23 protein-coding genes and 1 pseudogene are annotated in these 23,483 nt (G+C 58.7%); 7 read left to right on the plus strand and 17 right to left on the minus strand.

What is annotated here, in order from left to right; genetic code table 11:
* Positions 1 to 186 precede the first annotated feature (186 nt).
* The 5 genes from E6W33_RS24850 to E6W33_RS24870 form a co-directional block, all read right to left on the minus strand.
* Complete coding sequence (locus E6W33_RS24850; protein ID WP_136420076.1) at positions 187 to 429, minus strand: hypothetical protein; 243 nt, start codon at positions 427 to 429, stop codon at positions 187 to 189.
* A 74-nt stretch (positions 430 to 503) separates the two neighbouring features.
* Complete coding sequence (locus E6W33_RS24855; protein ID WP_168798755.1) at positions 504 to 869, minus strand: hypothetical protein; 366 nt, start codon at positions 867 to 869, stop codon at positions 504 to 506.
* 80 nt (positions 870 to 949) lie between these two features.
* Entirely contained in the window at positions 950 to 1,249 is a 300-nt protein-coding gene (locus E6W33_RS24860) for a hypothetical protein (RefSeq protein ID WP_136420078.1), read from the minus strand.
* Positions 1,250 to 1,342: 93 nt separating this feature from the next.
* Positions 1,343 to 2,212 (minus strand): hypothetical protein, encoded by an 870-nt coding sequence (locus E6W33_RS24865; protein ID WP_136420079.1) that lies wholly within the window; start codon positions 2,210 to 2,212, stop codon positions 1,343 to 1,345.
* A 91-nt stretch (positions 2,213 to 2,303) separates the two neighbouring features.
* A complete protein-coding gene (locus tag E6W33_RS24870) occupies positions 2,304 to 2,582 on the minus strand; it encodes a hypothetical protein (RefSeq protein ID WP_136420080.1) in 279 nt (92 codons plus the stop codon).
* Between the two features lie 141 nt (positions 2,583 to 2,723).
* On the opposite strand from E6W33_RS24870, the pseudogene E6W33_RS24875 reads away from it, so the two are divergent.
* Positions 2,724 to 3,725, plus strand: a pseudogene (locus E6W33_RS24875) (integron integrase).
* Between the two features lie 532 nt (positions 3,726 to 4,257).
* Here the strand turns inward: E6W33_RS24875 and E6W33_RS24880 are convergent.
* The 7 genes from E6W33_RS24880 to E6W33_RS24910 all read right to left on the minus strand — a co-directional run bounded on the left by E6W33_RS24880 (position 4,258) and on the right by E6W33_RS24910 (position 10,744).
* Entirely contained in the window at positions 4,258 to 5,769 is a 1,512-nt protein-coding gene (locus tag E6W33_RS24880) for a tripartite tricarboxylate transporter permease (RefSeq protein ID WP_136420081.1), read from the minus strand.
* Positions 5,770 to 5,776: 7 nt separating this feature from the next.
* Complete coding sequence (locus E6W33_RS24885) at positions 5,777 to 6,217, minus strand: tripartite tricarboxylate transporter TctB family protein (RefSeq protein WP_348983174.1); 441 nt, start codon at positions 6,215 to 6,217, stop codon at positions 5,777 to 5,779.
* On the minus strand, positions 6,214 to 7,188 hold the full coding sequence (locus E6W33_RS24890) for a tripartite tricarboxylate transporter substrate binding protein (RefSeq protein WP_136420082.1): 975 nt from the start codon (positions 7,186 to 7,188) through the stop codon (positions 6,214 to 6,216). The genes E6W33_RS24885 and E6W33_RS24890 overlap by 4 nt, the downstream gene beginning before the upstream one ends.
* Before the next feature lie 154 nt (positions 7,189 to 7,342).
* Positions 7,343 to 8,008, minus strand: a complete 666-nt coding sequence (locus tag E6W33_RS24895; protein WP_136420083.1) for a response regulator — start codon at positions 8,006 to 8,008, stop codon at positions 7,343 to 7,345.
* 73 nt (positions 8,009 to 8,081) lie between these two features.
* Positions 8,082 to 9,065: a porin gene (locus E6W33_RS24900; protein WP_136420084.1), complete on the minus strand. Its 984-nt coding sequence runs from the start codon at positions 9,063 to 9,065 to the stop codon at positions 8,082 to 8,084.
* Positions 9,066 to 9,437: 372 nt separating this feature from the next.
* Positions 9,438 to 10,163, minus strand: coding sequence for an anti-sigma factor (locus E6W33_RS24905; protein ID WP_247869780.1), 726 nt, complete (start codon positions 10,161 to 10,163; stop codon positions 9,438 to 9,440).
* On the minus strand, positions 10,160 to 10,744 hold the full coding sequence (locus E6W33_RS24910) for a sigma-70 family RNA polymerase sigma factor (protein ID WP_136420086.1): 585 nt from the start codon (positions 10,742 to 10,744) through the stop codon (positions 10,160 to 10,162). Before E6W33_RS24910 ends, E6W33_RS24905 begins: the two co-directional genes overlap by 4 nt.
* A 270-nt stretch (positions 10,745 to 11,014) precedes the next feature.
* Here E6W33_RS24910 and E6W33_RS24915 point away from each other — a divergent pair, with 270 nt between their 5' ends.
* The 4 genes from E6W33_RS24915 to E6W33_RS24930 all read left to right on the plus strand — a co-directional run bounded on the left by E6W33_RS24915 (position 11,015) and on the right by E6W33_RS24930 (position 15,173).
* Positions 11,015 to 12,466, plus strand: a complete 1,452-nt coding sequence (locus E6W33_RS24915; RefSeq protein ID WP_247869785.1) for a DUF4331 domain-containing protein — start codon at positions 11,015 to 11,017, stop codon at positions 12,464 to 12,466.
* A 28-nt stretch (positions 12,467 to 12,494) separates the two neighbouring features.
* On the plus strand, positions 12,495 to 12,752 hold the full coding sequence (locus E6W33_RS24920; RefSeq protein WP_136420088.1) for a hypothetical protein: 258 nt from the start codon (positions 12,495 to 12,497) through the stop codon (positions 12,750 to 12,752).
* Positions 12,753 to 12,837: 85 nt separating this feature from the next.
* Positions 12,838 to 14,046: a hypothetical protein gene (locus E6W33_RS24925; protein WP_247869781.1), complete on the plus strand. Its 1,209-nt coding sequence runs from the start codon at positions 12,838 to 12,840 to the stop codon at positions 14,044 to 14,046.
* Positions 14,043 to 15,173 carry a HupE/UreJ family protein gene (locus E6W33_RS24930; protein ID WP_136420089.1) on the plus strand — a complete coding sequence of 377 codons (1,131 nt, stop codon included), beginning with the start codon at positions 14,043 to 14,045 and terminating at the stop codon, positions 15,171 to 15,173. Before E6W33_RS24925 ends, E6W33_RS24930 begins: the two co-directional genes overlap by 4 nt.
* Here E6W33_RS24930 and E6W33_RS24935 read toward each other — a convergent pair.
* The gene (locus tag E6W33_RS24935; protein WP_136420090.1) at positions 15,170 to 15,736 is read right to left on the minus strand and encodes a flavin reductase family protein; all 567 of its coding nucleotides are present in this window, start codon (positions 15,734 to 15,736) and stop codon (positions 15,170 to 15,172) included. The genes E6W33_RS24930 and E6W33_RS24935 overlap by 4 nt on opposite strands.
* A gap of 75 nt (positions 15,737 to 15,811) precedes the next feature.
* Positions 15,812 to 16,849, minus strand: coding sequence for a histone deacetylase family protein (locus E6W33_RS24940; RefSeq protein WP_136420091.1), 1,038 nt, complete (start codon positions 16,847 to 16,849; stop codon positions 15,812 to 15,814).
* 76 nt (positions 16,850 to 16,925) lie between these two features.
* On the opposite strand from E6W33_RS24940, the gene E6W33_RS24945 reads away from it, so the two are divergent.
* Together E6W33_RS24945 and E6W33_RS24950 are read left to right on the plus strand one after the other, a co-directional pair.
* Complete coding sequence (locus E6W33_RS24945; protein WP_247869782.1) at positions 16,926 to 17,750, plus strand: HNH endonuclease; 825 nt, start codon at positions 16,926 to 16,928, stop codon at positions 17,748 to 17,750.
* A gap of 129 nt (positions 17,751 to 17,879) precedes the next feature.
* Positions 17,880 to 18,248 carry a hypothetical protein gene (locus E6W33_RS24950; protein WP_136420092.1) on the plus strand — a complete coding sequence of 123 codons (369 nt, stop codon included), beginning with the start codon at positions 17,880 to 17,882 and terminating at the stop codon, positions 18,246 to 18,248.
* A 185-nt stretch (positions 18,249 to 18,433) separates the two neighbouring features.
* Here E6W33_RS24950 and E6W33_RS24955 read toward each other — a convergent pair whose 3' ends face one another.
* The 3 genes from E6W33_RS24955 to E6W33_RS24965 are packed head-to-tail and all read right to left on the minus strand — an operon-like array spanning position 18,434 to position 23,479.
* On the minus strand, positions 18,434 to 20,350 hold the full coding sequence (locus tag E6W33_RS24955) for a CHAT domain-containing protein (protein WP_136420093.1): 1,917 nt from the start codon (positions 20,348 to 20,350) through the stop codon (positions 18,434 to 18,436).
* Complete coding sequence (locus tag E6W33_RS24960; RefSeq protein ID WP_136420094.1) at positions 20,340 to 21,356, minus strand: hypothetical protein; 1,017 nt, start codon at positions 21,354 to 21,356, stop codon at positions 20,340 to 20,342. Before E6W33_RS24960 ends, E6W33_RS24955 begins: the two co-directional genes overlap by 11 nt.
* A gap of 2 nt (positions 21,357 to 21,358) precedes the next feature.
* Positions 21,359 to 23,479, minus strand: coding sequence for a CHAT domain-containing protein (locus tag E6W33_RS24965; protein WP_136420095.1), 2,121 nt, complete (start codon positions 23,477 to 23,479; stop codon positions 21,359 to 21,361).
* Positions 23,480 to 23,483: the final 4 nt, after the last annotated feature.

Raw genomic sequence — 23,483 nt, forward strand, 5'->3', positions numbered from 1 at the left:
ACAAAGGCAAGCGCATGGCTTGCCTTTGTCTCGTTCACTTCCCGAATTGACTCAATCGGCTCGAAGCGCAAATTGGCATACTGCTTCGTGCGCCCTCGCCCTTTCGAAAAAGGGTTTTTCTACAGCTTCAACGCTTGAGTTCACCCAGGCCGGAGGCATGGGTGTGCAACGACGTGTTAAAAGTCTTCATACCGCCTCCGGATTGAAGACAACAAAATGAGGCGAACCTTCAAACTCCTTTACTCTGTCTGATAGGTGCTCGTGCTCCCAATCCTTGCCTCGGGTTTCTATTCCGTCTGCACAAGCATTCAAGAAGGCAGCAATTTTTCTAAGTTCGGCCGGACTTGCCTGAAGCGTGATTTCATCCAGTGCAGCTGGTCGAATCTCAGCTCCATCTCCACCTCCGGCTTCGTAGCCAAATATCTTCATTGGTCTTGTACTTTTAACGTGTTAAATGACCGGCCGCAAAGCGGTCAGTGTCGATTGTCATGTTATGCAGCGTCTCAGCGTGCAAGGAAGGTGCTAGCTGCATCACCACGCAGACCCCATGCGCTCAATTGACCATCATCACTTCTGTACGCCAAAACGAAATCCTCCGCATCATGGTCGAAAAGAAGCACATAAGGATCGTCCTCGGCCACAACAAAGGCAGAGCGCCGGCCGACAAGGCGCTGCTCAGAAGGCACCATTTCATCCCCGGACTCATAGTGTACGGGGTACGGATCAACAAGCAGCGCTGCCATACGATCCACTTCAATCTTCACTTTTTCTTTTGTCCATGGCGTGCCAACCGTTGTGCTGGTTGGTGGCGCCTCATAGCACTGCGCGTAGCCGTGAAACTCTGCCTCGACTCTTTGCCTCAGTGCCATGGGATCGACTTTAGTTAGCTGCATAACGCTGAGCTGACCCACGCATTGCGTGGGTGTCGAGCGACGTGTTAAAAATCTGGTTAATCACTGTGATGCCCTCCACCGAAGTAGTCGATGTTCGCATTTTCGACACCGACGTTTCCATCATCATATAAAGACGTATCTTCGGAATATTTTCCGCTGTGCGGGCCATCATTCTGTCGCGCCAATCCATAGCAGAGAATTGCGCCCAGTACCGGCACCAGCCAAATCAGGATGTACTGTATCGACTTCTGCTTTTTCTCGTAAAAGCTGCTGGCATGCACCTTAAGTGTCGCGGCTATGTTCATGCCGACCAATCCGGCAATTAGACCCGCAACAAGTACATAACCAGCGTCCATGATTTTTAACGTCCAAGTTCAGCCGCCGCCGAGGAGCGTAGCGACGAGGGGACCCAAAAGCGCAGCTTTTGGGCGGTCGGCTGCAACGACCGGTTAGCCGACATTTCGTGCCATAAGGGAAAGTAGTTGAGGACCACGTGGAAGGCCTTGTACTGAAGTGGAGTAGCCGGCATTTGCGATTGACCACCCGCATTCAATAGCATCGTTAATACTCCACTTCGAGAGATGTGGCTTGACGCAATTCGGGTCTAGGGCGATGCGGCCAATTAGCTCCAACTGCATCGTCTTTGCGTCGGACCGTTTTGGGACACATCTTGCCGCGCCGTCGGTTTGAAGGTGAAAGATTAGATTCGCGTGAATTGCATCGTCTATCGTCGGCTTTCTGGAAGGTTCAACGGTCAGCGAGGCCAGCGCGCACCATGGAAGCCAATCAAAGGCACGGCCGCAATCGAGGACGACAAAAGCTCCCCATCCGTTCGTCGCAAAGGGGCCGTCGCGGGGAAGGCGCCACGGACTACATGCAAAACCATTCATGGTTGGAAAGGCGAAAACCGATCCAACTTCTAGCACAAGATCGGGCGGCTTTCGGGGCATAGATCTGGGGCGGAATGGGCGCGGAGCCCGGAGCCGGGTGGCGAGTGCTTCGAGTACGACGGCGCGCTTTTTCAGAAAGCGCTCATCCGCATCTTGGTCCTTCAAGCGACTCAGGTCCGCCCCACTTTCGATGATGGATAGTGCAGTGGTAAATACGCCAGGGCATTCGATCCCTCTGCGCTCAAACTGATCGGCAAGCACGAGCCAAAATGTAGTTTCGTCCTCGCTTTCCGATGTGATTCCGTGCAGTTGCAACAGTATTTCCGTGAGGCGATCGCCGCCGGAAGGAACCTTACATACGATGGCTACAGAATTTCTAAGGTCCGCGGCGAAGTCGTCATCGTAGATTCCAGATCCCCAAGTACCCATTCTTGTTCCAATCTGAAAATAGGCAGCGAATAGTTTTGGCGGCTAACGCCTTGTTAAACGGCGCGCTTGCGCGTCAGCGTTGAATAACTCGTTATGCATCTTTGCACCACATTTTTAGCCCTTTGTACCCCACAACGATACCCAGCCCAATGAAAAACCAAACCATGGCCAGCGACGCATACTGCGGTCCGAAAATCATCATGAGTATTATGTCGATCGTTCGCTCTCTACCGCCAAGTGGCCAATTAAATCCGTCGACAAATAGGTAGATCCCGAAAGCGATCATTGAAAGGCCAAAGACAAAACACCCCTGACCGAGAATCCTGCGGCTCCCAGGTGACGGCGGTGCGTTGTAGAGCTGCTTATTCATGATGCATAACTAGATTTCAAAGGCTTGGTCTGACTGATAAAACAGGGTAGTGCCCGATAAACCATTTCGCTTGATCCTTCGCAAGCCGCATGCCCTCTAGCATACCGCACAATACTGTATCTTCATACAGTGTTAATTAACGTGAAAATCGCCCCTGATTCCGCTTCTGTCGGGCAACCACCGAAACTGCTCGACCAGCTACGACGTTGCCTTAGAGATAAGCACTATAGCCTACGGACCGAACGCGTCTACGTGTATTGGGCCAGATGGTAAATCCGCTTTCACCAGCTCCGCCATCCCGCCGATATGGGAGGACCGGAAATCCACGCCTTCCTGTCCTACTTGTCCAACGAACGAAGCGTCTCAACCTCGACTCACCATCAGGCACTGTGTGCCCTGCTGTTCCTCTACAAGCACGTGCTGAAAGTGGAGTTGCCGTGGATCGATGACTTGCCCAAGCCGTCGAAGCCGCCGCGCCAGCCCACCGTGCTGACCCGCCAGGAGATCGATCGGATTTTTGCGCAGATGGACGGTGTTTACCTGTTGATTGCCAGACTTCTGTACGGCACCGGCATGCGATTGATGGAATGTGCCCAGCTGCGGATCAAGGATATTGATTTCCAGCGAAGGGAGATCACCATCCGGCGAGGCAAAGGCGGCAAGGACCGCTTGACCATGCTGCCGTTGTCCCTGGTTCAGCCGTTGCGGGAACAGCTGGCATATGCAAAGTCGCTGTATGAGGTGGATCGCCTGAACCGCCGCAACGGTGTCATGCTGCCGGATGCGTTGGAGCGAAAATATCCGTCTGCCGGCACGCAATGGAGCTGGTATTGGGCATTTCCTTCGGATCATGAATCGACCGATCCCCGCACCGGTATCGTTCGTCGGCACCATTTGTACGAGCAAACCATCCAGCGGGCAGTCAAACGTGCGGTATTGGCGGCGAAGCTGACCAAGCGTGCATCCAGCCATACCTTTCGGCATAGCTTTGCGACTCATTTGATTGAGGCCGGCTACGACATCCGGACAGTTCAGGAGCTACTTGGCCATGCGGATGTGTCGACCACCATCGTGTATGCGCATGTTTTGAACAAGGGTGGCCGGGGTGTTTCCTCACCCATCGATCTGCCAAGTTCGTGCTGAACGGCCGCTATGGAGCAAGAACACCATGCCTCGTATGACGGCTCCTGGCCGATTTCTGTCCGTCATTATTTTCTTGTGACAGCCGGCTTCGCCCCCTTAGCGGACCGTCCCCAGCTTGATGCACTTGCTTAAAGTGACGGAGACGTTGATGACAAGTTACTGTAATGGCTGCAGACGAAGAACCGGACTGGATGACCACAAGCGACTGTTACATGCGTCCTTGGACTGTCTGCATTTTGCGAGACACGCCGAGTGTCTTCCATGCTTTTGTTAAAAGCAGTTTCTGCTCTATGGAAGGGAAATCATGACGGTCCACAAAAGGCACAAAAAGTATTGCATCTTTCCGTGTCTTCCGTGCTTTCCGTGGACATCCATAGCGTTCCGCCGCGCCGCTTAAATTCATCTGCATGAACTACTATCGTCCACGAAAAACACGAAAAAATGCAAAGCAAGATTTCTTCGTGTCTTTCATGGATCGAGTAGTGACTACACGCCATCACCCTGGCAAACCGGCGGCGCTCCTAGACTGCGATTACGCCGCAGCCCCCACCACCGCCGGCTGCCGCCTGAGCTTGCGATACAGGCGCGGCCCGAACACCATCGCCACTGCCGACAACCACAGTCCGATCGAGATCGGGCTTTGCCACAGGATCGAGACCTCGCCATTCGTGATGGACAGCGCGCGGCGCAGGTTCTGCTCCATGATGTCGCCAAGCACGAATCCGAGGATCAGCGGCGCCATCGGCACCTGGCATTTGCGCAGCAGATAGCCGAGGATGCCGAAGGCCGCCATCAGCACCAGGTCGAAGGTGGTCGCGTGCACGCCGTACACGCCGACCGCGCTCACCGCCATGATGCCCGGCACCAGGGCCCAGTTGGGCACCTTCAGCATGCGCGTGAAGATGCCCGCCAGCGGAATGTTCATGATCAGCAAGATGACGTTCCCGACGAACATCGATGCGATCAGGCCCCACACCAGCTTCGGCTCCTGCTGGAACAGCGCGGGGCCGGGCGTAATGTTGTACAGGGTGAGCGCGCCCATCATCACCGCGGTCGTGCCCGAACCGGGAATGCCGAGCGTGAGCATCGGTACGAAGGAGCCGTTGGCGGCCGAATTGTTCGCCGCCTCGGGCGCCGCGACACCGCGGATGTCGCCGGTGCCGAAGGTGCCTTCCTTGTCGGTCAGGCGCTTTTCCATCGAGTAGGTAATCGCGCTGGCCACGGTGGCGCCAGCGCCGGGCAGCACGCCGACCACGAAGCCCACTACGGAGGACCGCAGGGTTCCCCACCAAGTGTAGGCCATCTCCTGCAGGTTGAACATGTTGCGCCCTGTGTCGGGGATGGTGGCCGGTCCGTGGAAGGCGTGCTCCAGCATCAGCAGGATTTCACTGACCGAGAACAGGCCGATCACCACCACGATGAACTGGATGCCGTCGCCCAGGTGCACCGAGTCGAAGGTGAAGCGATACACGCCCGAGTTGGCATCCACGCCGATGGTCGACAGCGACAGGCCGATGATGGTGGCCAGCACGGCCTTCACCGGCTGGTCCGCGATCAGTCCCGCGATGCAGGCAAAGGAGAAGATCATCAGTCCGAAGTATTCCGCCGGGCCGAAAGCCAGTGCCCACTGCGCCAGCAGCGGCGCCGCGATCGCAATGCCGATGGTCGCCACGATCGAGCCGACGAAGGAGCTCCAGGCCGAGATCGACAGCGCCACGCCGCCCAATCCCTTCTTGGCCATCGGATAACCGTCGAGCGCGGTCATGATCGCGCCGGCGTCGCCGGGGACGTTGATCAGGATGGACGAGATGCGCCCGCCGTATTCGCAGCCGATGTAGACGGCGGCAAGCAGGATCAGCGATGCTTCCGGCGGCAGCTTCAGCGCGAAGGCCAGCGGCATCAGGATGGCGACGCCGTTGATCGGCCCGAGGCCGGGCAGCAGGCCGACCACGGTGCCCAGGAATGCGCCGAGGGTCGCCAGCAGCAGGTTCATCGGCTGCATCGCGACGCCGAAGCCGGTGGCCAGGTGTGACAAAGTTTCCATATTCCCCTCAACCAATCCAGTGAAGAATGCCCAGCGGCAGCACGACGTCGAGCAAGCGATCGAACAGCACGTACAGCAGGATGCCCAGACCGATGCCGCCCAGCGCGCACTGTCGCCAGCTGCCGCCGAACACGCGTCCGACCGGCAGTGCCATCAGCGCGGTCGCGATCACGAAACCCAGCGTCTGGAACAGTGCGACGTAGGCGAGGACGGCGCCGGCGCAGATCGCAATGTGCAGCAATTGCGCGCCGCGCGGCCAGTCGACCGGCAGCCCCGGTCGTAGCGCGAGCCAGCCGCCGCAGACGGCCATGGCGAAAGCAAGCAGCAGAGGAAAGGCGCGCGGGCCGACCGGTTCATACTCCACCGGTGCGACATAGCCCCAGGCGCCCACCGCCATGCTGCCGGCCACCAGGATGGCCAGCAAGCCGAGGATGCGGTCGCTCATCATTTCGCTCCGACCAGCCCGAACTCTTCCGCCAGCTTGCGGTATTGCTGCACGTAGCGCTTGATGTAGGTGTCGAGCATAGGGCCGGTCATCGAGAACGGATACATGCCGCGTTCTTCACGCACCTTGGCGAACTCCGGCGTGCGCATCATCTTGTTGAAAGCTTCGGTCCATGCATTGAAATCCGCATCGCTGACCTTCGGCCCCATGTAGAAGCCGCGAACGATCGGCCATTCCACGTCATAGCCCTGCTCCTTGGCGGTCGGCACCTCGGCCAGCTCGCCCGGCAGGCGCTTGTCGGCGAACACCGCGAGCAAACGCACGTTGGCGCCGGCCTTCATCTGCGAAGAAAGTTCGGACGCGTCGCCGGAATACACCTGCACATGTCCGCCCTGCAGTGCGGACATCGCTTCGCCGCCGCCTTCAAAGGCAACGAAGCGCATCGTCTTGTGGCTGACGCCGGCGATCTTGGCCGTCAGGGCGGCTTTCATCCAGTCCTGGCTGCCCACCGTGCCGCCTGCGCCGAACACGATCTTGCTCGGGTCGGCCTTGAGCGCCGCGGCCAGATCCTTCAGCGACTTGTAGGGCGAATCCTTGCGCACCGCGACCACGCCGTAATCGGCGCCGACGATCGACAGCCAGCGCACGTCGTTCTCGGTGTACTTGCCGAACTTGCCCTGCGCGATATTGAGCAGTGAACCGCCGGAGTAGGCCACGATGGTATTCGGCTCCGCCGAACGCTGGCCGACAATCGCGTTGTAGGCCACGGCGCCGATGCCGCCCGGCATGTAGGTGATGCGCATCGGGTCCTTGATCAGGTGCGCGTCGAACAGGCCGCTCTGCGCGAGACGGCAGGTCAGGTCGAAGCCGCCGCCGGGTTTGGCGCCGGCGATGCATTCGGTCTTGTCGAACGGGCCGGCCACGGCCGCTCCAACGCAGAGGCTCAGCGCAAGTGCGCAATACAGTTTTTTCATTTTGTCTTCTCCTTTGTCATCTTCCCGGATACGCAGACCGCTCCGGGTGTATGTGGACTTTAGCAATCTGAAGCTGTCAACAGGCTGTCAGAAAGAAGCATTTATTTCAAATTGCAGGACATGCAAGAACCGGGACACTGAATATGCCGAGACCCTATCTCAACTCCAGCAGATAACCGATGCCTCGCAGCGTCACCACATGCACGCTGCTGCCGATCAGCCGCTTGCGTACGCGATGAATCAGCACCTCCACTGCCTCCGGCAGCACATCCACCTCGTCGGCGAACACGCGGTCGTGGATTTCCTGTTTCGACAGCGGCTCGCCGGGATTCTGGATGAGCGCGCGCAGCAAGGTGTATTCGCGCTTCGAGAGACTCAGCACATTGCCGCTCAACAGGAACTGCCGCGTCTTCGTATCGAACACCAGCGGACCGCACGCCATGCGCGGATGTTCGGAGCCGCGCGAACGCCGGATCAGCGCCATCAGCCGCGCTTCCAGTTCATCGATGGAAAAAGGCTTGGCGACAAAATCATCCGCGCCTTCACGCAAGGTGCTGACACGCTCCATCAGCGAATCGCGCGCCGTCAGGATCAATACCGGAATCCGCGCATCGGCCTCGCGCAGGCGGCACAGCACCGCATGCCCATCCCTGCCCGGCAAGCCGAGATCCAGGATCAGTGCATCGTACTTCTCCTGCCGGATGCGATGCTCCACCAGGCGGCCGTCATCCACCCAGTCGACGACATAGCCGTTCTGCTGGAGTGCGAGGCACAGCCAGTTCGCCAGTTCCTGCTCGTCTTCCGCCAGAAGTAGTCGCATAGCGTCTCGCAAATTCGTGCATGGCCTGCGCAGGCGCAAACACCGGCCCGCGCAGTTGCTTCTCAACAGCCTGTCAGAACTTGTGCCGTATCCCCGCGTAGAAGGTCGATACATCTGCCGAACCGGCAGGCTTCAGATTCAGGCGGCCATACGAGGTGTACAGATTGGTACGCTTGGACAGCGAATGCAGATAACCGATCGCCCACTGATCGCGGTCCACGCCACCGACTGCGCCGCTGCGCTGATCATGACGAATCCAGGAAGCGAGCACGGTGCCGACGCTGCCCGCAGGCGCGCTCACGCCCAGCATGACATCGCGGCTGCGGCTTTTCGATGCGGCGCCGGTGGTATCGTCGCCATTCGTCGCGAAGGCCGCATGCAGCTTGACCACGCGGAAGTCGTACATGCCCGCCAGCAGCGCCGTGTTGGTGCTGCCGGTGTCCGTCGCATTGTTGGCGTCGTGGTAAGCGAACTGCACATTCAGCGGTCCGTTGGCGTAACCGACCGATGCGCCGAGATGGCGACTGGCGGAAGTGTTGCCCGCGACTTCGCCGAAACCATAGGCCAGTTGCCCGGAGAAGCCGTTCAGCTGCGGCGTGAGGTATTTCACCGTATTGTTCATGCGCACGCCATAGGTGCTGAACACGTTATTGATCGCGCCGGAAAGGCCGGTGCCGAAGGGATCGATATCGTCGAGCACCTGGAAGATCGGCGTGAACTGGCGCCCGAGACGCACCGTGCCGTAGCCGCCATTCAACGCGACCCACGCCTGCCGGCCGAACAGCAGGCCGCCGCTCATCGCGCCGGTATCGACGGCATAACCGTTTTCCAGATTGAAGCTGGCCGACATGCCGCCACCGAGATCCTCCGTGCCCTTGAAGCCGAGCCGGCTGCCCGACTGCACGCCGCTGTCCATGCCCCAGGTCGCCGAGCCGTTGCTGACATCGGTGCGGCTGATGCCGACGTCGACCACGCCATAGATCGCCACATTCGTTTGCGCTGCGGCCGTGCCTGCCAATGCGCCCAGGATCGCCAGCGCTATCAGTGATTTTTTCATTGTTTCCTCTCCTTTGTTTGGATATGCATATTTGGTGGCGCCCGGCCTTGTTCGTCATGAACAGCGTCCCACTGCCGCGGCAATGTCATTGAATGACGCGGCAAGAGTAGCTTTGCGAACCTGTCAGTTTGCTTTCGGGAATTGAAAGCTTGTGGTCGTTTGGATACAGAGCGATATCGCGTCAATGGACGCTCATATCGACAGCCAATTGAAAGGATTGAAATGAGACACTAGCAAGGGAGTTGCGCCATGTCGTGCGCGACTACCGCCTCGATGTCTCCAGAGGATGTTCTTCTCCCGCGATCGTCTCGGTCGCGGGAGTTCTTTATGTTGCGCGATGAAGTGCCGATGGGTGCGATCCGTACAAGCGAATTAAATCTGAACCCATGCACCTTTATACAAGATCGGCCCGCTCGGCCCGTTCGGGTTGGGCGAGCCGCCTTTCGGTTCGAGACTGATTGCCAGTAGCGGTGCGGATTGCGGCGTGATGTTTTCCGGCAGCCGCAATATGACCGTGCCGCTGCCGGCCACCAGACCCAGCGAACGCGGCGCGCCCTGGGATGGCACGGCCCACAGTTCGAGGCTCTTGTCCGCTGCCACGTTCTGTTGCGCGACCACGTGGACGGTCAGCGTGCGTTGCCTGGCGTCGCCGGTGACGACCACCACCGGTTGCGCGCTGTCGCCGCTCAGCATGGCGAGATAGACGGGCGATGGTGCAATCTCCGGCTGGCGCAGCATCAGGACCGCAATCAGCAAGGTCGCCAATGCCGTCGCGCCGATACCGAGCCCGCGCCAGAAGGCGAGATCATTGAAGACGCGCTGCCGGAACGGCGGCCGCGCGCGCGCCGGTGCAGCCGTCAGCCGCAAGGACTGCTCGATCGATTGCCATACCCGCGCCGGCGGCTGTACGTTCGGCGCGAATTCCGCCATTGGACTCAGGCGATTCTGCCACTGCCTTACCGTGTGCAGCAGCGTCGCATCGACCGCCAGCCACTGCTCGAAACGCCGGCGCGCGCCTCCCTTGAGCGTGCCGAGTACGTATTCGGAGGTCAATTGCTCCCGCAATCGTTCATTGCGTTGCAAGTGCCGGTGGTTCATGCGTTCTCCCATTTCGACAGACAGGTCCGCAGACGTTCAAGGCCGCGGCGTATCCATGTTTTAATCGTCCCGATCGGCAACTTCAATTGCTCTGCCACTTCGCTGTGCGACAGATCGTGGTAGAACGCCAATGCGATTGCCTGACGGTGCAGGCCCTCCAGCCGCTTCATGCATTCCGCCAGCGCGGCGGCGTCGCTCGTCAGCTGCAATGCCGCCAGCGGCGTCGGCGCCGGGCTTTCCAATGCATCCACGACTTCCTGACTGAAGGTCTCGTCATCGATCTCGACGCAGTCATCGACACGGCGCAGCGCGTCGAATGCCTTGTTGCGCACGATGGTCGTCATCCACGTCATCGGCGCGGCCAGCGCCGGCTGATAGTTCGCCGCGTTGTGCCAGATGCTGACAAAACTTTCCTGCAGTACCTCCTCTGCCCACTCGCCCTTCATCAATATACGCAAGGCAAAGCCAAACAGTTTCGGCGACGTTGCTTCATAGAGCGCGCGAAACGCGGCAGCATCCTGCCGCGCAACGGCGGCAAGCCATTCTCTGAATTGTTGTTGCTGGGGATCGGTCGCCGGCATGGTCGGGAGTCTCGGTGTGGCGGCCACATGCGGCCGGCATTTCTCGTTACGGAAAATTATAGATGCAATCTCAAGCCGAAAAGTTGACCGAAGACTGGCCGCACATGGATTCGCTTGCTGTTCGGTATTTATGCGGCGATCAAAAATTTTTTGAATCCGTTCGCTCGGCAGATGCGTATCAAGCAAGGAAGGCCGTCGCGCCTCGATCAACCCTTTTAGGAGAGAGCCATGTTCACTTGCAAGAGAAAGATTTCGATCGCTATCAGCCTGATGCTGGGAACGGCTGCCGGCATCACGCTGCCCCCCGCTTCCGCCTCCAGCCATCGTGAAGCGCCATTCCTGACCCGCATGCCGGCGGTCGACAGCACGGACTTTTACATGTTCCGCAGCTATGAGACAGGTCGATCCAATTACGTGACGCTGATTGCCAACTATATTCCATTGGAGGAACAGGGCGCCGCTCCGCACTACTACGCGATGGATCCGAACGCCTTGTACGAGATCCACATCGACAACAACGGCGATGCAAAGGAAGACCTCACCTTCCAGTTCCGCTTCAATGACATCAATAACGACAACAAACTGACGATCGCTGGCAAGCAGGTTTCCATTCCGCTCGTCATCAACGGCTCGACCGATATCAACAGTCCCGGCTCGTCCGCATTGAACCGCCGCGAAACCTATTCAGTCTCGCTGGTTCGCGGCGATCGTCGTACCGGCACCCGGCAGGCGGTGGCCAATGCCGACGGCGGCAGCGCGACGTTTGAAAAGCCGATCGACAATATCGGCAACAAATCGATTACCGACTATGCAGCCTACGCCGCAAAGCATGTCTACAACATCAACATACCCGGCTGTAACGCGCCCGGACGCATGTTTGTCGGACAGCGCAAAGACCCGTTTGTGGTGAATCTGGGCGAGATCTTCGACCTCATCAACATCAAGGCGCCGGCCACTGCATTTGATCCGAACGCGGAAAAGGCTGCGCAGGATGTACTGGCCAACAAGAACGTCACTGCGATCGAGCTGGAGGTGCCGATCAGTTGCCTGACCAACGGCAGCGAGCCGGTGATCGGCGCCTGGACGACCGCCAGCGTGCGCCAGGGCCGCCTGATCAACCCGAATCCGGGAAGCGGCGGCGCGTCGAAAGAAGGCGGAGCATGGACCCAGGTATCGCGCCTTGGCAATCCACTGGTCAACGAGGTGGTGATCGGCCTGAAGGACAAGGATCACTTCAACAGCAGCAAACCGGTGAACGACGCACAATTTCTCGATTATGTGACCAACCCGACCCTGCCCGCGCTGGTGGAGGTGCTGTTCGGCAGTGCAGGCGTGAAGGCGCCGTCCAACTTCCCGCGCAATGATCTGGTGACTGCCTTCCTGACGGGTGTCGACGGCGTGAACAAGCCTGCGAAGGTGACGCCATCCGAAATGCTGCGGCTCAATACCAGCACACCGGTGAGCGGCACCCAAAACCGCCTTGGCGTCATCGCTGGCGATGCAGCCGGCTTTCCGAATGGCCGGCGTCCCGGCGACGACATCGTTGATGTCGCATTGCGCGTCATGATGGGCCGCCTGTGCACATTGAATATCGGCTGCAAACCGTCCGATGCGCCTTCCGGCAACATCGACTTTACCGATGGCGCCTATCTCGACAGCACCTATTTCGACATGGGCTTCCCCTACTTGAAGACACCGTTGACCAACTCGCTGACACACTAAGCGCAAGGCATTGAACAAGGAGAGCATCATGAAAAATCTCGCGATTCTGCTGGCCGCCTGCGCGGCGTTGACAGCATGCGGCGGCAGCAGCGCCGATGGCGGTGGCAGCGCCAGCGATGTTGGCGCAATGGCAGAGCCGGCAACCGCTGGCGCGACCGCAGCCGACAACTTCACCAGCCATGTAGCCAGCGTCGTGGGCAGTTCCAGCGACACTGCCGAGCCGGAAGCAGTTGACACCGCCTCGGCCGACATGCCGGAAGACACCGAGCCGACGCCGGTGAGCTGACAACGGCAACGCGGCGCATCTCTTGCACCACATGCGTCGGAGATGCGCCGCCGATTTCTTCCATCCTTGTTTGCAGGTGCCGCACATGGTTTGCCACTTCATCCGACAGTCAGGGTTGCTGTTTTGCGCCCTGCTTCTCACCCTGCTTCTCACCCTGATTGCCGCCGCAGCAGCGCAGGCCGCCCCTTTCATTCCTCGCGACGGTAATCAAGTGCTGGAACGCCTGCCGCAGCGGAACGATCCCTTGCAACGCGAACTGCGCGCCTTGCGCAAGGCCGTTGCCGCCGATCCCCGCAATCTGCCGCTCGCAGCGCAGCTCGCGCACCGTTATATCGAGGCAGGCCGCAAAGAAGGCGACCCGCGTTATCTCGGTTATGCGCAAGCCGTGCTGACGCCCTGGTGGAACCAGCCGCAGCCGCCTGTCGAGGTGCAATTGCTGCGCGCGACGCTGCTGCAAAGCACGCATCACTTCGACGCCGCGCTCGTCGATTTGCACGCAGTACTGCAGGCTGATCACAGCAACGCGCAGGCATGGCTGACCCAGGCCACGATCTTGCAGGTGCAAGGGAAATTTGATTTGGCGAAGGCCAGTTGCGCCAGGCTGTATGCACTGGCACCGGAGCTGATTACCGTGACCTGCATCGCCAACCTTGCGAGCCTGACTGGACAAGCCGACAAGGGATACGCGCTGCTGCAATCCACGCTGGACCGCAATCCCGGCGCGGCCGCCAGCATCCGGAACTGGGCACGCACCTTGCTCGCGGAAATCGCCGAACGACGCGGCAATCTCGCCGCAGCCGAGCAGGCCTTTCGCGAAATGAACCGCAATGGCGACGCCGATGCCTACCTGCTTGGCGCCTATGCCGACTTCCTGCTCGACCAGCAGCGCCCGCGTGAAGTTCTGCCATTACTGAAAAATCATCTGCGCGTCGACGCGCTTCTTCTGCGCTACGCCGAAGCATTGAAGCAGATCGATTCGCCGGATGCTGCTGCACACATTGCGCTGCTGAGCGAACGCTTTAAGGCCGCCAGACTGCGCGGCGACACCGTGCATCAACGCGAGCAGGCCCGCTTCGAACTGCATCTGCTGAATGATCCGAAGTCCGCGTTGCACACCGCGCGGCGTAACTGGGAGGCGCAGAAAGAGCCGGCCGATGTGCGCATCCTGCTCGCGGCGGCAATTGCCGCACACGACCGCCAGACCGTGCACGAGGCGCACGCATGGCTCGCGAAGACCGGTTTGCAAGACCGCAAATTGACATCGATGTTGCAGCAGGCGGGAGTTCAACCATGAACATCAGGCGTATTCTTCTACTCGCGGCATTGACCTGTCTGCCCTTGCTTTCCCATGCCCACAAGCCGAGCGACAGCTACCTGTCCCTGAACGTGGCGGATCGGCATGTCGAAGGCCAATGGGCAATCGCGCTGCGCGATCTCGACTTCGCAATCGGACTCGACCAGGATGGCGACAGTGCCATCACGTGGAACGAAGTTCTGGCAAAACAAAATGACATCGAACGCACTGCGCTGTCCCGACTTGTGCTCTCACAGCGCGGCGCAACTTGCCAGCTCGGTCCGACCACGCTCCTGGCCGACAATTACAGCGACGGCGCGTACGCGGTATTGCGCTTTGTCGGCAACTGCGACGGCGCAATCGACACGCTGGACATCCGTTACACGCTGCTGTTTGACATCGATCCGCAGCACAAGGGCTTGCTGAAGATCGACCATGCGGGTCGGCTGCTGACTGGCATCTTCAGCGCAGAGCGGCCATCGCAATCCTTTTCGCTGAACGCGGGAAACCGCTTGAACACCGTTGTGGACTACACGAAGAACGGCGTATGGCACATCTGGATCGGCTTCGACCACATTCTCTTCCTGCTATCGCTCCTGCTACCCGCCGTGCTGCTGTGCCAGAACAGGCAATGGCAACCCTCTCCCGACTTCAAGTCTTCGCTCGTCGACGTATTGAAAATCGTCACCGCATTCACCGTGGCCCATTCGATGACCTTGACACTGGCCGCGCTGCAGATCGTCAGCCTGCCATCGCGCCTGGTCGAATCAGCAATCGCTGCATCCGTGGCGCTGGCCGCCGTCAATAACGTGATTCCCTTGTTCCGTGGCCGCCGCTGGCTGGCCGCACTGATTTTCGGCCTGGTCCACGGATTCGGGTTTGCCAGCGTGCTGACGGACCTCGGCTTGCCGCGATCATCGCTCCTGCTGGCATTGGTTTCCTTCAACGTCGGCGTCGAACTCGGCCAGCTCGGCATCGTCCTGCTTTTCCTGCCACTCGCCCATCTTCTGAGAACGACCCTGTTCTACCGGCGCGTGCTGCTACCCGGCGGATCTGTGGCAATCTCCGTGATCGGCACGGTGTGGCTGCTGGAACGCGCACTGGATTGGAAGCTCATGACAGTCTAGGATGGTTTGGCCGAAAACGCCGTGCCGGTTTCAAAGAAATTGCCGCCAGCGATATAGTGAATGCTGCGCGGACAACCGTCCTCGAAGGACCAATGCCCGTCCCTGAATGCACGTGCATCGGCCCACGCCGCCACCACCTCGGCAAGGAACAGATCATGGCGAAGCTGAATGGGCGGCTCGGGAATCACACGGCACTCCAGCCAGCCAAGACAGCCCTCCAGCAAGGGCGCCGCGATCTTTTCCGCGGCAAAGGTCGCCAGCCCGTACGACTGAAACTTGTCGACGTCCCGCCCCGACACCGACCCCACAGCCAGTGTTGCCTCGACCATCTCCTTCGATGGAATATTCAACGCGAACTCACCGGAAGCATCGACCAGCTCGCGCGTGCGCGTCGCGCGATCAATCACTACCGCAATCTTCGGCGGCGAAAAATCGAGTGGCATCGACCATGCCGCCGCCATCACGTTGCGCGCACTTCCGTGCGCACTGCTGACCAGCACGGTAGGTCCGTGATTGAGCAAACGATAGGCCTTGGGGAGTTCGACGGGAAGACGTGTGGACATAGGAAAACCGATTTCTGTTGATGAACTGATATGAAGTATGCAGCCATTGGTGGCAGCGTGGAGAACAGGACCTCCTCAACCCGCCACATCGCGGAACCCACGCAACACATGCGCGACGTTCAAGCCGATCTCCTCCACCGCATAGCCGCCCTCCATCACGAACAGCGTCGGCAGCCCCAGGCGGGCAAGCTGCGCGCCCAGGCGCAGGTACTCCGGCGCATCGAGGCGGAATTTCGAAATCGGATCGCCAACAAAGGTATCGACTCCCAATGAGATCACCAGCGCATCCGGCACGTAATCGCGGATGCGCCTGCAAGCCGCATCGAGCGCCGCGAACCACTGTTCATTACTGCTGCCCGCCGCCAGCGGGTAATTCCGATTGAATCCAAGCCCCTCGCCCGCACCCGTCTCGTCCGCATGACCGAGGTAAAACGGATACTCCGTCTTCGGATCGCCGTGAATCGACTGGAACAGCACATCGGCTCGATCGTAGAAGATCGCCTGCGTGCCATTGCCGTGGTGATAATCCACATCCAGAATCACCACGCGCGCCGCGCCGCCATCGAGAAACGCCTGCGCCGCCACCGCCGCATTATTGATGAAGCAATAGCCGCCGAGGAAATCAGGACCCGCATGATGACCGGGCGGGCGCGACAAGGCGAATGCAGAACGCGCACCTTGCGCAATGCGCCGCTGTGCCGTCAACGCGACCTCCGCCCCCAGACGCGCCGCACGCCAGGTGCCGGCAGTGAGCGGCGTTCCGCTATCGTAGGAATACAGCCCCAGTTGCGCGATGAAATTATCCGGCTCGACATCATGCCGAAAGCCGCGAATCGGCCACACGGCGGGAATCGCATCGCGCGTATTGCCGAGTGCGGTCCAACTATCCCAGGCACGCTCGAGAAAGCGCAAGTAACGCGGTGCGTGCACGCGTTCGATGGGCGCGAGGGGAAAGCTGTCGGGCGCGGAGACCTGCCCGATGTTTTGCTCGGTAACCGCTTTGAAGACGTAATCCGCCCGTTCGGGCTTTTCAAAGCAGGGGACGAGTTCGCCGCGGTAGAACTCGAATTGGCCGTGGTGCAGGTGATGGTCGGGGGTGTAGATGATGTGCATGTGATTGAATCGGAAATTAAGACTTTAGATTTGTACCAAGAATGTCGGCCCTGAATGGATATGGATATGCTTATACTTGAACATCGAGTTTTCTATTGGACACCAAATGGCCGAAAAATCTAATAACTGGTCTCGTGAACAGCTTCTCGTCGCGTTCAATTTATATTGCCGCATGCCTTTTGGGAAGCTGCATGCAAGGAATCCGGAAATCATGCGTTTTGCGGAATTGATAGGACGAACTCCCTCCGCACTTGCGATGAAACTGACAAATATCGCAAGCCTTGACCCCGTAATTACTTCGACTGGCCGCAGCGGATTATCAGGCTCATCTAAAGCCGATAAAGCAATGTGGGACGAAATGCAACAAGACTGGGCACGCTTCGCCCTAGAAAGCCAAGCGATCGTTGACGGCCTAACTGGAACGCCTCAATTGACGGCCGAACAGTCAGTGGCGGAATACAGCCCAGAGACGACTGACACCATCAACTACAGCGCTGAAAACAAATCGGCATTGGTTCAAGTTCGTGTTGGTCAAAGCTTCTTTAGACAATCCGTATTGAGCGCTTATCAGGGACGATGCTGCATTACTGGCCTTAGCGATTCTCGATTGCTTGTAGCAAGCCACATAATTCCTTGGAGCGCAGATAATCATAATCGATTAAATCCGCGTAACGGATTGTGCTTATCAGCACTGCACGATAAGGCATTCGACCAAGGACTGATTACGCTAACAGACGACTTTAAAATAAAAACTTCTCATGAATTGAATGCACTGGAGAGAAGTCATTTTGCCGATGATTGGCTTCTTGGTTTGGAAGGTCGGCCAATCGAATTGCCAGAAAAATTTCAGCCCTTGAGAGAGTTCATCGACTGGCACAGGAGGCATGTATTTTTAGATTGATGAACTCTATTGATGCTGCTAACAGAAGTAATCCACACCCTGAAGAGGCCGCGCCATCGACTCCATCGTGATTTTCTGTATCACTCACCACCTTAACAAAGAATTCGTAAATAACCTGTAGAACAAACAATGAAACATTCTGTTTTTGAATATCTCTATCGCGATGGTGGGAATTTCAAGGCTGGCGGCGAATTGCTATTAGAAGGTGCCTTAACTGATGATGAAATTGCTCGCATCCGAATGCATCTTGAAAGTGGAGAGTTTTTCATTGCTGAACAAATCAGCGTTCCTACACTATACGAACGCCTCTGGCAGGAATGCGAATGCGGACCTTCTTCAGAAATGGATCATGTTTGGCACGAGTTCGACACGATCCGTGCGGCGGATGGCGACGATTTGTCGCGACTAAAAGTTTGGGGGAAAGCGACATCGTTGCTTGCGGCGATTGAAAACGTCAATTACTGGAACCCTCAACTATCACGGAATTGGGATCTATAACACCAGTCCTGTCTATGTGCGTTGATTGGCGAGCGCATAACCTGATCGATCACGCGCTTGTTGGTGACGCGAGTGTGCTCGCTGAAGTCGGTCTTCGTCGGCGGCGGCTTTTTCGGGCCGCGTTTGCTGCGCCGGAAATATGCGATGTCGGCATGGCGCGCCATTTCGCACAACCATGCCATGGATCAATGTCGCTTCATTGCCAATAGCCGTTTCTTCAGATTCCGAACTTCGAGCAACATAGCCGTTGCAGCGGCTTCTTCCAAGCACCAGCCGTTGAGTATTCCCTCCGCTTCCTCAAGCATCCGCAGTTGGTCCGCAGGTGCGAAAGCCACGCCGCTGCCTCGGGCGCTTTCGATTGCGAATGATGCCCAGGCAAGCGTGTCATGCACGGCCTTGGCGCAGTACAGGCCAATGGCGAGCTCTTCCGGATTAGCGACGAGATCGGGGCGACGCGCGCCATAGTAACCACCGTTCAGCGCTTCCATGGCCAATAGCATACGCAGCTCGCAAGCTGCGACCGCATCACGCTCGGCGACATTCTGGCAAACTGCCAGTCGTGCATCCATCATAGCCGGTTCTTCCGTGGCAAAGCTCGATTCGATCCAACGCTCGATCTGCTCGTACATGCCATCGCCATGCAGCTTTCGGTCGTTCGCGACTGCCGCGATCGCTCGTTGCCGAGATTCAGGTGTGCGGAGCGCGAGATAGCGACCGATCAGTGAGTCCCAGCGCAGGGTCATCTTTCGTGTTTCGCTTGCAAGCTCACCGCCCTCATATAGCAGCAGATTCGGATCGCCGAAAAGCGCGAATACGCCCCAGCACGCCGGCGGGAATTTCAGCAGATTCGTACGCGCGACGGCTAACGCATGCCCTACCGGCAGGGTTGTAGCGGCCGCGTAAAAAAAAGAAGCCATGGTACGAGCGACAAGATCGGGCACCGACTGCAAACAGCCGATGACAGCCGGTGCTCCCTTCTCGATCAATCGATTCGCGATGCCTTGCGCATTCCCGACGGCCGTCATGCGCGCGCGGCCGACTTCGCAAGTACTGAGATAAACAAAAGGCGTGCCCGCCCCGGAAAGTTGCGAAAAATCGTATGGTTGCAATAAATCGGTCGCCGACAGGAACAAGAATTCGCCGAGAGGGCCGGCGAAACCATGCCCGCAGTAATGCAAGGTTCGCAATCCTCGATCCAGCGCGGCGCGCACCGTATCGACATGCGGCGCGCGATCGATCGTCGTATCGAGACCTAACTCCGACAATTGACGGCAAACGTCATCCGCCTCGACATCGGCCGTGAGCAAATCCTTGCTGTCCTGGGCACGAACGACGAGTGCGCGCCTCTCCAGGCGCGATGGCATGCGCCCCGGCGACAAAAGTTCAAACAAGGTGCGAAACGAGCCCAATCTCGCAATGGAATGCGTCGTAGCGATCCAGCGATCGTTCGCACGCAACAGCTCCAGCGGAAATGCGCTCAAATCGCCGAACGCACTCGGCAGATATAGCAGACTACGAGCGCTGCAGATGGCCGCACGAATCGTGTCCGGAAAGGTGTTCCATAAAGCTGCGGCAGCCGTTTCTATGGGGGCAAAGAACGCATTCGTCACCGGTTCGCGCGCTGCGATTCGCCTGATGTCATCGTTCTGCTGTTGCATCAATGCGATCATGGCATTGACGCAGTCCTTGCTCGCGCGCTCCAGCGCGATGCGTTCTTCCAGCGGCTTGGAGCCGCCGCGAAGCGCGAACATCGTCAGGACGCCGGCGCCGCGTTCGATCACGAGCACGACAGTATCCGGAACACGTTCCAGGTAGGCGGCCAGCACGCGCAAAGGACTGGAAGCAATGTGCTCGAACGATGGATGCGCCAGCTCGGGGGAAAGCTCAAGGTCGGCATAAACAATGTCATCCCGCATCGCGGCCACGACGCGCAGATAATTTTCGGCGCGCATCAACTTCGGCTGGCTGCCATGAACCAGGACTTTGAGGTAGAGCGCGTATTGCGGTTGCAGCGCGGCGCGTTGCGATGTCGGATTCCGCGCTTCACGCGCAGCGCGCTCGCCATCGATCACGAGTTGCCGAACCTCGTCTTCAAGACGCATCGTCGTCCAGCGCCTTCGTTTGCACGAACAGCCTGGCGTGCTTTACGCGCTGTGCCGCGTCATCTCGGCCGATGGAGTTGAAACCCTGTTCGCACAGCGCATAGATGTCGAGCGCTTCCTGATACCGTTTAAGGCGCAATAGCGAATTGGCCTGATTGAACTTTGCACGTAACAATCTTTCGATATCGCTATCGTCTTCGACCTTGTTTTCATAGATCGCCGCGGCCTCCGCGAAACTGTCGGCCGACTTTTGGAAGGCATCCGCCGCAATTTCTATTTCGCCCTGCGCCAGCAACAGAAGATACAAGGCTCTGCGCGTCGCGGGTGACATGTTCCGCTCGTTCAACCCGCCTTTCGCCGAAGTCTTCGGCGGCGAAGTGAAATCAAGTGCGATCCAGTCCATTTCTTCACGCAATATCCGGCGCGCATCCTCGATTCGGCCGGCCTTTGCCAGCAAACAAAGCATGTCATTCGCGGTTTGCGCTCGCCCGATTACTGCGCGTTCGACAAGCCACTGCCGAATTACAGGCGTCGCCTGCGCTCCCTTGCGAATCGCCGCTTCACTCGCCGGCGGTTCGAGCTTGGCCGCTGCAAATAAGGGCAGAAGATGCGAGGCGAACTCGGCTGCTGCCTGTTTCTTGCCGCCAGCGCAGGCCTCGGCCGCCTGGGCGCAAGCGTCACGCCAAATGGCGGCTGCACTGTTAAGAATTTTCAGAGCATCCTGCAGGCGGTCGCTCGTGTACAGCTCATGGCCAGCCTCGCCGAGCAGTTCGGCTTTGAACACATCATTGTCGATAGACAGATGCGATGCATGATTCAACCAATCGGTAGCGGATGACTGCTGGCCAACGCGCCGCAGCTGCATGGCGCCCAACAATAGTTCCCAAGCCGCGACCTCGCTGGACCTCGCGCCATGCTCGATTTGATCGGGATCGACGAAAACCAGGCTTGCCGCGTTTTCCGGCGGATAGTCGAAAATCCGATTGTAGACGCCTGTCTGAATCATCGTCATCCTCCCGCATCACGCCGTGCGGGCACCGGTACGCGGCATGCATGCGGATGCCCATACACCTTGAAGGCCAGCCACGAAGCATCACCGAATTTTTTTGCCGCCGCCCGCGCCGCGCTCGCCGCTTCGGTAAGCGTTTTTCCATCCAATAGCGCGTTATAGAAAGCGGTCGAGAATGCCGCCGCCGGTTTGTCGCGCACGGCCCAGGATGAACCGACGAACGCCCCCGCGCCCTTGCGCAAAAATACATTCGGCCAGCCGCCCCAGGCCGTGAGCACCGCACCAATGTGCCCCGTTTCGCAAGCATTCAAAAACACCAGCGGGCGGCGTTTCTTGAGTCGCGCCTCGGTTTCCACCGTCATCGTATCGATATCGATCAAACGAGCTTTGGTCTCGCCAGGCAGCTGTTCTTCGCCGATGATCAGACACGATCGCTCGATCGATTCATGCGGCGATACGGCATGACATGAGATATGCAGGACATCGAAATCGCCTTCGGCCAGTGCGTCATAAAATCCGTCGCGCGTTGCCGGAATGGCGCGCGGGGTAATGCCATGGCCGCGCAAGGATTCCGGCGACATCTCGGTGAAATAGGCCAGTTCCGATCCCACGTTCCTCAATAATCCAGTAGGAAAAATCGATCCGAGATAAGACCAGCGTTCCATCGACAGCGCCCTCGGCGGCGCTTCGCCGGCGAACGTGCGCACCAGCCCGTACTCGCACAAGAAGCAATCATCGATTTCATCCGATTCGGGATCGCGCAGCCGCACCAGCTCCCAGGGAATATAGGGCTCCCACGACACAACTTGAATGAGCGTGATGCGTTTACGGAGGCGCCACAACACCTTGGCGACATCCGGTTCGAACAATTCCCGGCACAAGCTGGCGCCGAGCGCCCTGACTTCTCGCTGCAGTTCGCCGAGCGCTTCCCGCAGTGGCGCCCCAGTGCTGGGTAGATCCCTCGTCACGATGTCATAAATACGACCGACGAACGCCAATTCGGTGGCAGCCAATCCACCACCTCGATCAAGCAGCGGATTCGACCGCAAACGATTGACGACCAGGCCTAATTTTTCCGAATGAAGCAAATATTCATAGAACACCTTGTCGCCATCGCGTACCTGCTGAACGGTCAACAGCAGCATCTCATCGTCGGCGATATCGCGCGGCGCGGCGGCGATGGCGCTCTTTGTCTTCTCCCCGCTTGCGCCTTCGCGCACTACCTCCATCGCCAACCCGATGTTGCCCAGGTCGCTGCCACCCTGCCGGAAGATCACCGCCAGCCGCGACACGCCAGGACGCATTCCCTTCACCGTAAAAAAGCCGGTGCGCGGCTCTCCCGGCTTTGGCGAATCCACTCTATATTCACGGTTACGCACGATATCGATCGCGTCGTTCTCAACCGAAATGGCGACCATGATCGGAACATCCGGCTTGGCGGTCACGGCGTGGGATTCGGCCAGCGGTGCCGCCTCCGCGGAAAGATCAATCTGAAAAAGGACTTTTGCCGTCGCCTCCACAGCAATCTCGGACGGCGCTTCGGCGGAAAGCGTCACCTCGATCTCGGCAGCCGGTGGAGCTTCCGGTCGTGCGGAAACGTCGACACCGCGCAATGGTCCGAGGTCATAGTCAATTCCGAGCTCATAGTTAAAATAGGTGGTGCTGGGACGTGGAGCCATCTCGGCTGGTTCGCCGATCGCGGCAACCTGGCCCAAGCTGTCGAAGCCAACGATGCGCTCGGATGCGGGTCCAGCGTTTCTCGACGGCGGCGTGATCACCCGGCCGCCGCGTGCCGTGCCGCTCACCTTCCACTCATGCATGTCCATCGCTTGCGCTATCGGCCATCCGAGGCGATCCGGAAGTTGGTCCGCCAGTATCTGGAGCTCGATGCTTCGAAATGCGTAGTAATACACTTCGGCGCTCTCTGGCAGGGAACGCACGATGACCACCCATTCGGCGTCTTCGCCAAACGCCCGCCGCAGGACACTCTCCAAGCTGCGATTCGCCGCGACTGCGAGCACGATGCCGCTACGGTCCCAATGGATTGGCCGTGCGACGTGTTGATCCGCATCGTTGCCGGCGCAACCCTCGGCCGATGCCGGCACATCTTCGGTACTCATGGCT

It is taken from the genome of Herbaspirillum sp. ST 5-3 (assembly GCF_004804275.1).
Classification (GTDB): domain Bacteria; phylum Pseudomonadota; class Gammaproteobacteria; order Burkholderiales; family Burkholderiaceae_D; genus Noviherbaspirillum.

What these genes read in the sequence shown, in the direction of transcription:
- E6W33_RS24880 (WP_136420081.1), bottom strand. Translation starts at nt 5,769, where the DNA reads ATGGAAACTTTGTCACACCTGGCCACCGGCTTCGGCGTCGCGATGCAG.
- E6W33_RS24965 (WP_136420095.1), bottom strand. Translation starts at nt 23,479, where the DNA reads ATGAGTACCGAAGATGTGCCGGCATCGGCCGAGGGTTGCGCCGGCAAC.
- E6W33_RS24950 (WP_136420092.1), top strand. Translation starts at nt 17,880, where the DNA reads ATGAAACATTCTGTTTTTGAATATCTCTATCGCGATGGTGGGAATTTC.
- E6W33_RS24865 (WP_136420079.1), bottom strand. Translation starts at nt 2,212, where the DNA reads ATGGGTACTTGGGGATCTGGAATCTACGATGACGACTTCGCCGCGGAC.
- E6W33_RS24910 (WP_136420086.1), bottom strand. Translation starts at nt 10,744, where the DNA reads ATGCCGGCGACCGATCCCCAGCAACAACAATTCAGAGAATGGCTTGCC.
- E6W33_RS24905 (WP_247869780.1), bottom strand. Translation starts at nt 10,163, where the DNA reads ATGAACCACCGGCACTTGCAACGCAATGAACGATTGCGGGAGCAATTG.
- E6W33_RS24935 (WP_136420090.1), bottom strand. Translation starts at nt 15,736, where the DNA reads ATGTCCACACGTCTTCCCGTCGAACTCCCCAAGGCCTATCGTTTGCTC.
- E6W33_RS24925 (WP_247869781.1), top strand. Translation starts at nt 12,838, where the DNA reads ATGGTTTGCCACTTCATCCGACAGTCAGGGTTGCTGTTTTGCGCCCTG.
- E6W33_RS24870 (WP_136420080.1), bottom strand. Translation starts at nt 2,582, where the DNA reads ATGAATAAGCAGCTCTACAACGCACCGCCGTCACCTGGGAGCCGCAGG.
- E6W33_RS24890 (WP_136420082.1), bottom strand. Translation starts at nt 7,188, where the DNA reads ATGAAAAAACTGTATTGCGCACTTGCGCTGAGCCTCTGCGTTGGAGCG.
- E6W33_RS24920 (WP_136420088.1), top strand. Translation starts at nt 12,495, where the DNA reads ATGAAAAATCTCGCGATTCTGCTGGCCGCCTGCGCGGCGTTGACAGCA.
- E6W33_RS24885 (WP_348983174.1), bottom strand. Translation starts at nt 6,217, where the DNA reads ATGATGAGCGACCGCATCCTCGGCTTGCTGGCCATCCTGGTGGCCGGC.
- E6W33_RS24850 (WP_136420076.1), bottom strand. Translation starts at nt 429, where the DNA reads ATGAAGATATTTGGCTACGAAGCCGGAGGTGGAGATGGAGCTGAGATT.
- E6W33_RS24930 (WP_136420089.1), top strand. Translation starts at nt 14,043, where the DNA reads ATGAACATCAGGCGTATTCTTCTACTCGCGGCATTGACCTGTCTGCCC.
- E6W33_RS24960 (WP_136420094.1), bottom strand. Translation starts at nt 21,356, where the DNA reads ATGATTCAGACAGGCGTCTACAATCGGATTTTCGACTATCCGCCGGAA.
- E6W33_RS24860 (WP_136420078.1), bottom strand. Translation starts at nt 1,249, where the DNA reads ATGGACGCTGGTTATGTACTTGTTGCGGGTCTAATTGCCGGATTGGTC.
- E6W33_RS24855 (WP_168798755.1), bottom strand. Translation starts at nt 869, where the DNA reads ATGGCACTGAGGCAAAGAGTCGAGGCAGAGTTTCACGGCTACGCGCAG.
- E6W33_RS24940 (WP_136420091.1), bottom strand. Translation starts at nt 16,849, where the DNA reads ATGCACATCATCTACACCCCCGACCATCACCTGCACCACGGCCAATTC.
- E6W33_RS24915 (WP_247869785.1), top strand. Translation starts at nt 11,015, where the DNA reads ATGCTGGGAACGGCTGCCGGCATCACGCTGCCCCCCGCTTCCGCCTCC.
- E6W33_RS24895 (WP_136420083.1), bottom strand. Translation starts at nt 8,008, where the DNA reads ATGCGACTACTTCTGGCGGAAGACGAGCAGGAACTGGCGAACTGGCTG.
- E6W33_RS24900 (WP_136420084.1), bottom strand. Translation starts at nt 9,065, where the DNA reads ATGAAAAAATCACTGATAGCGCTGGCGATCCTGGGCGCATTGGCAGGC.
- E6W33_RS24955 (WP_136420093.1), bottom strand. Translation starts at nt 20,350, where the DNA reads ATGCGTCTTGAAGACGAGGTTCGGCAACTCGTGATCGATGGCGAGCGC.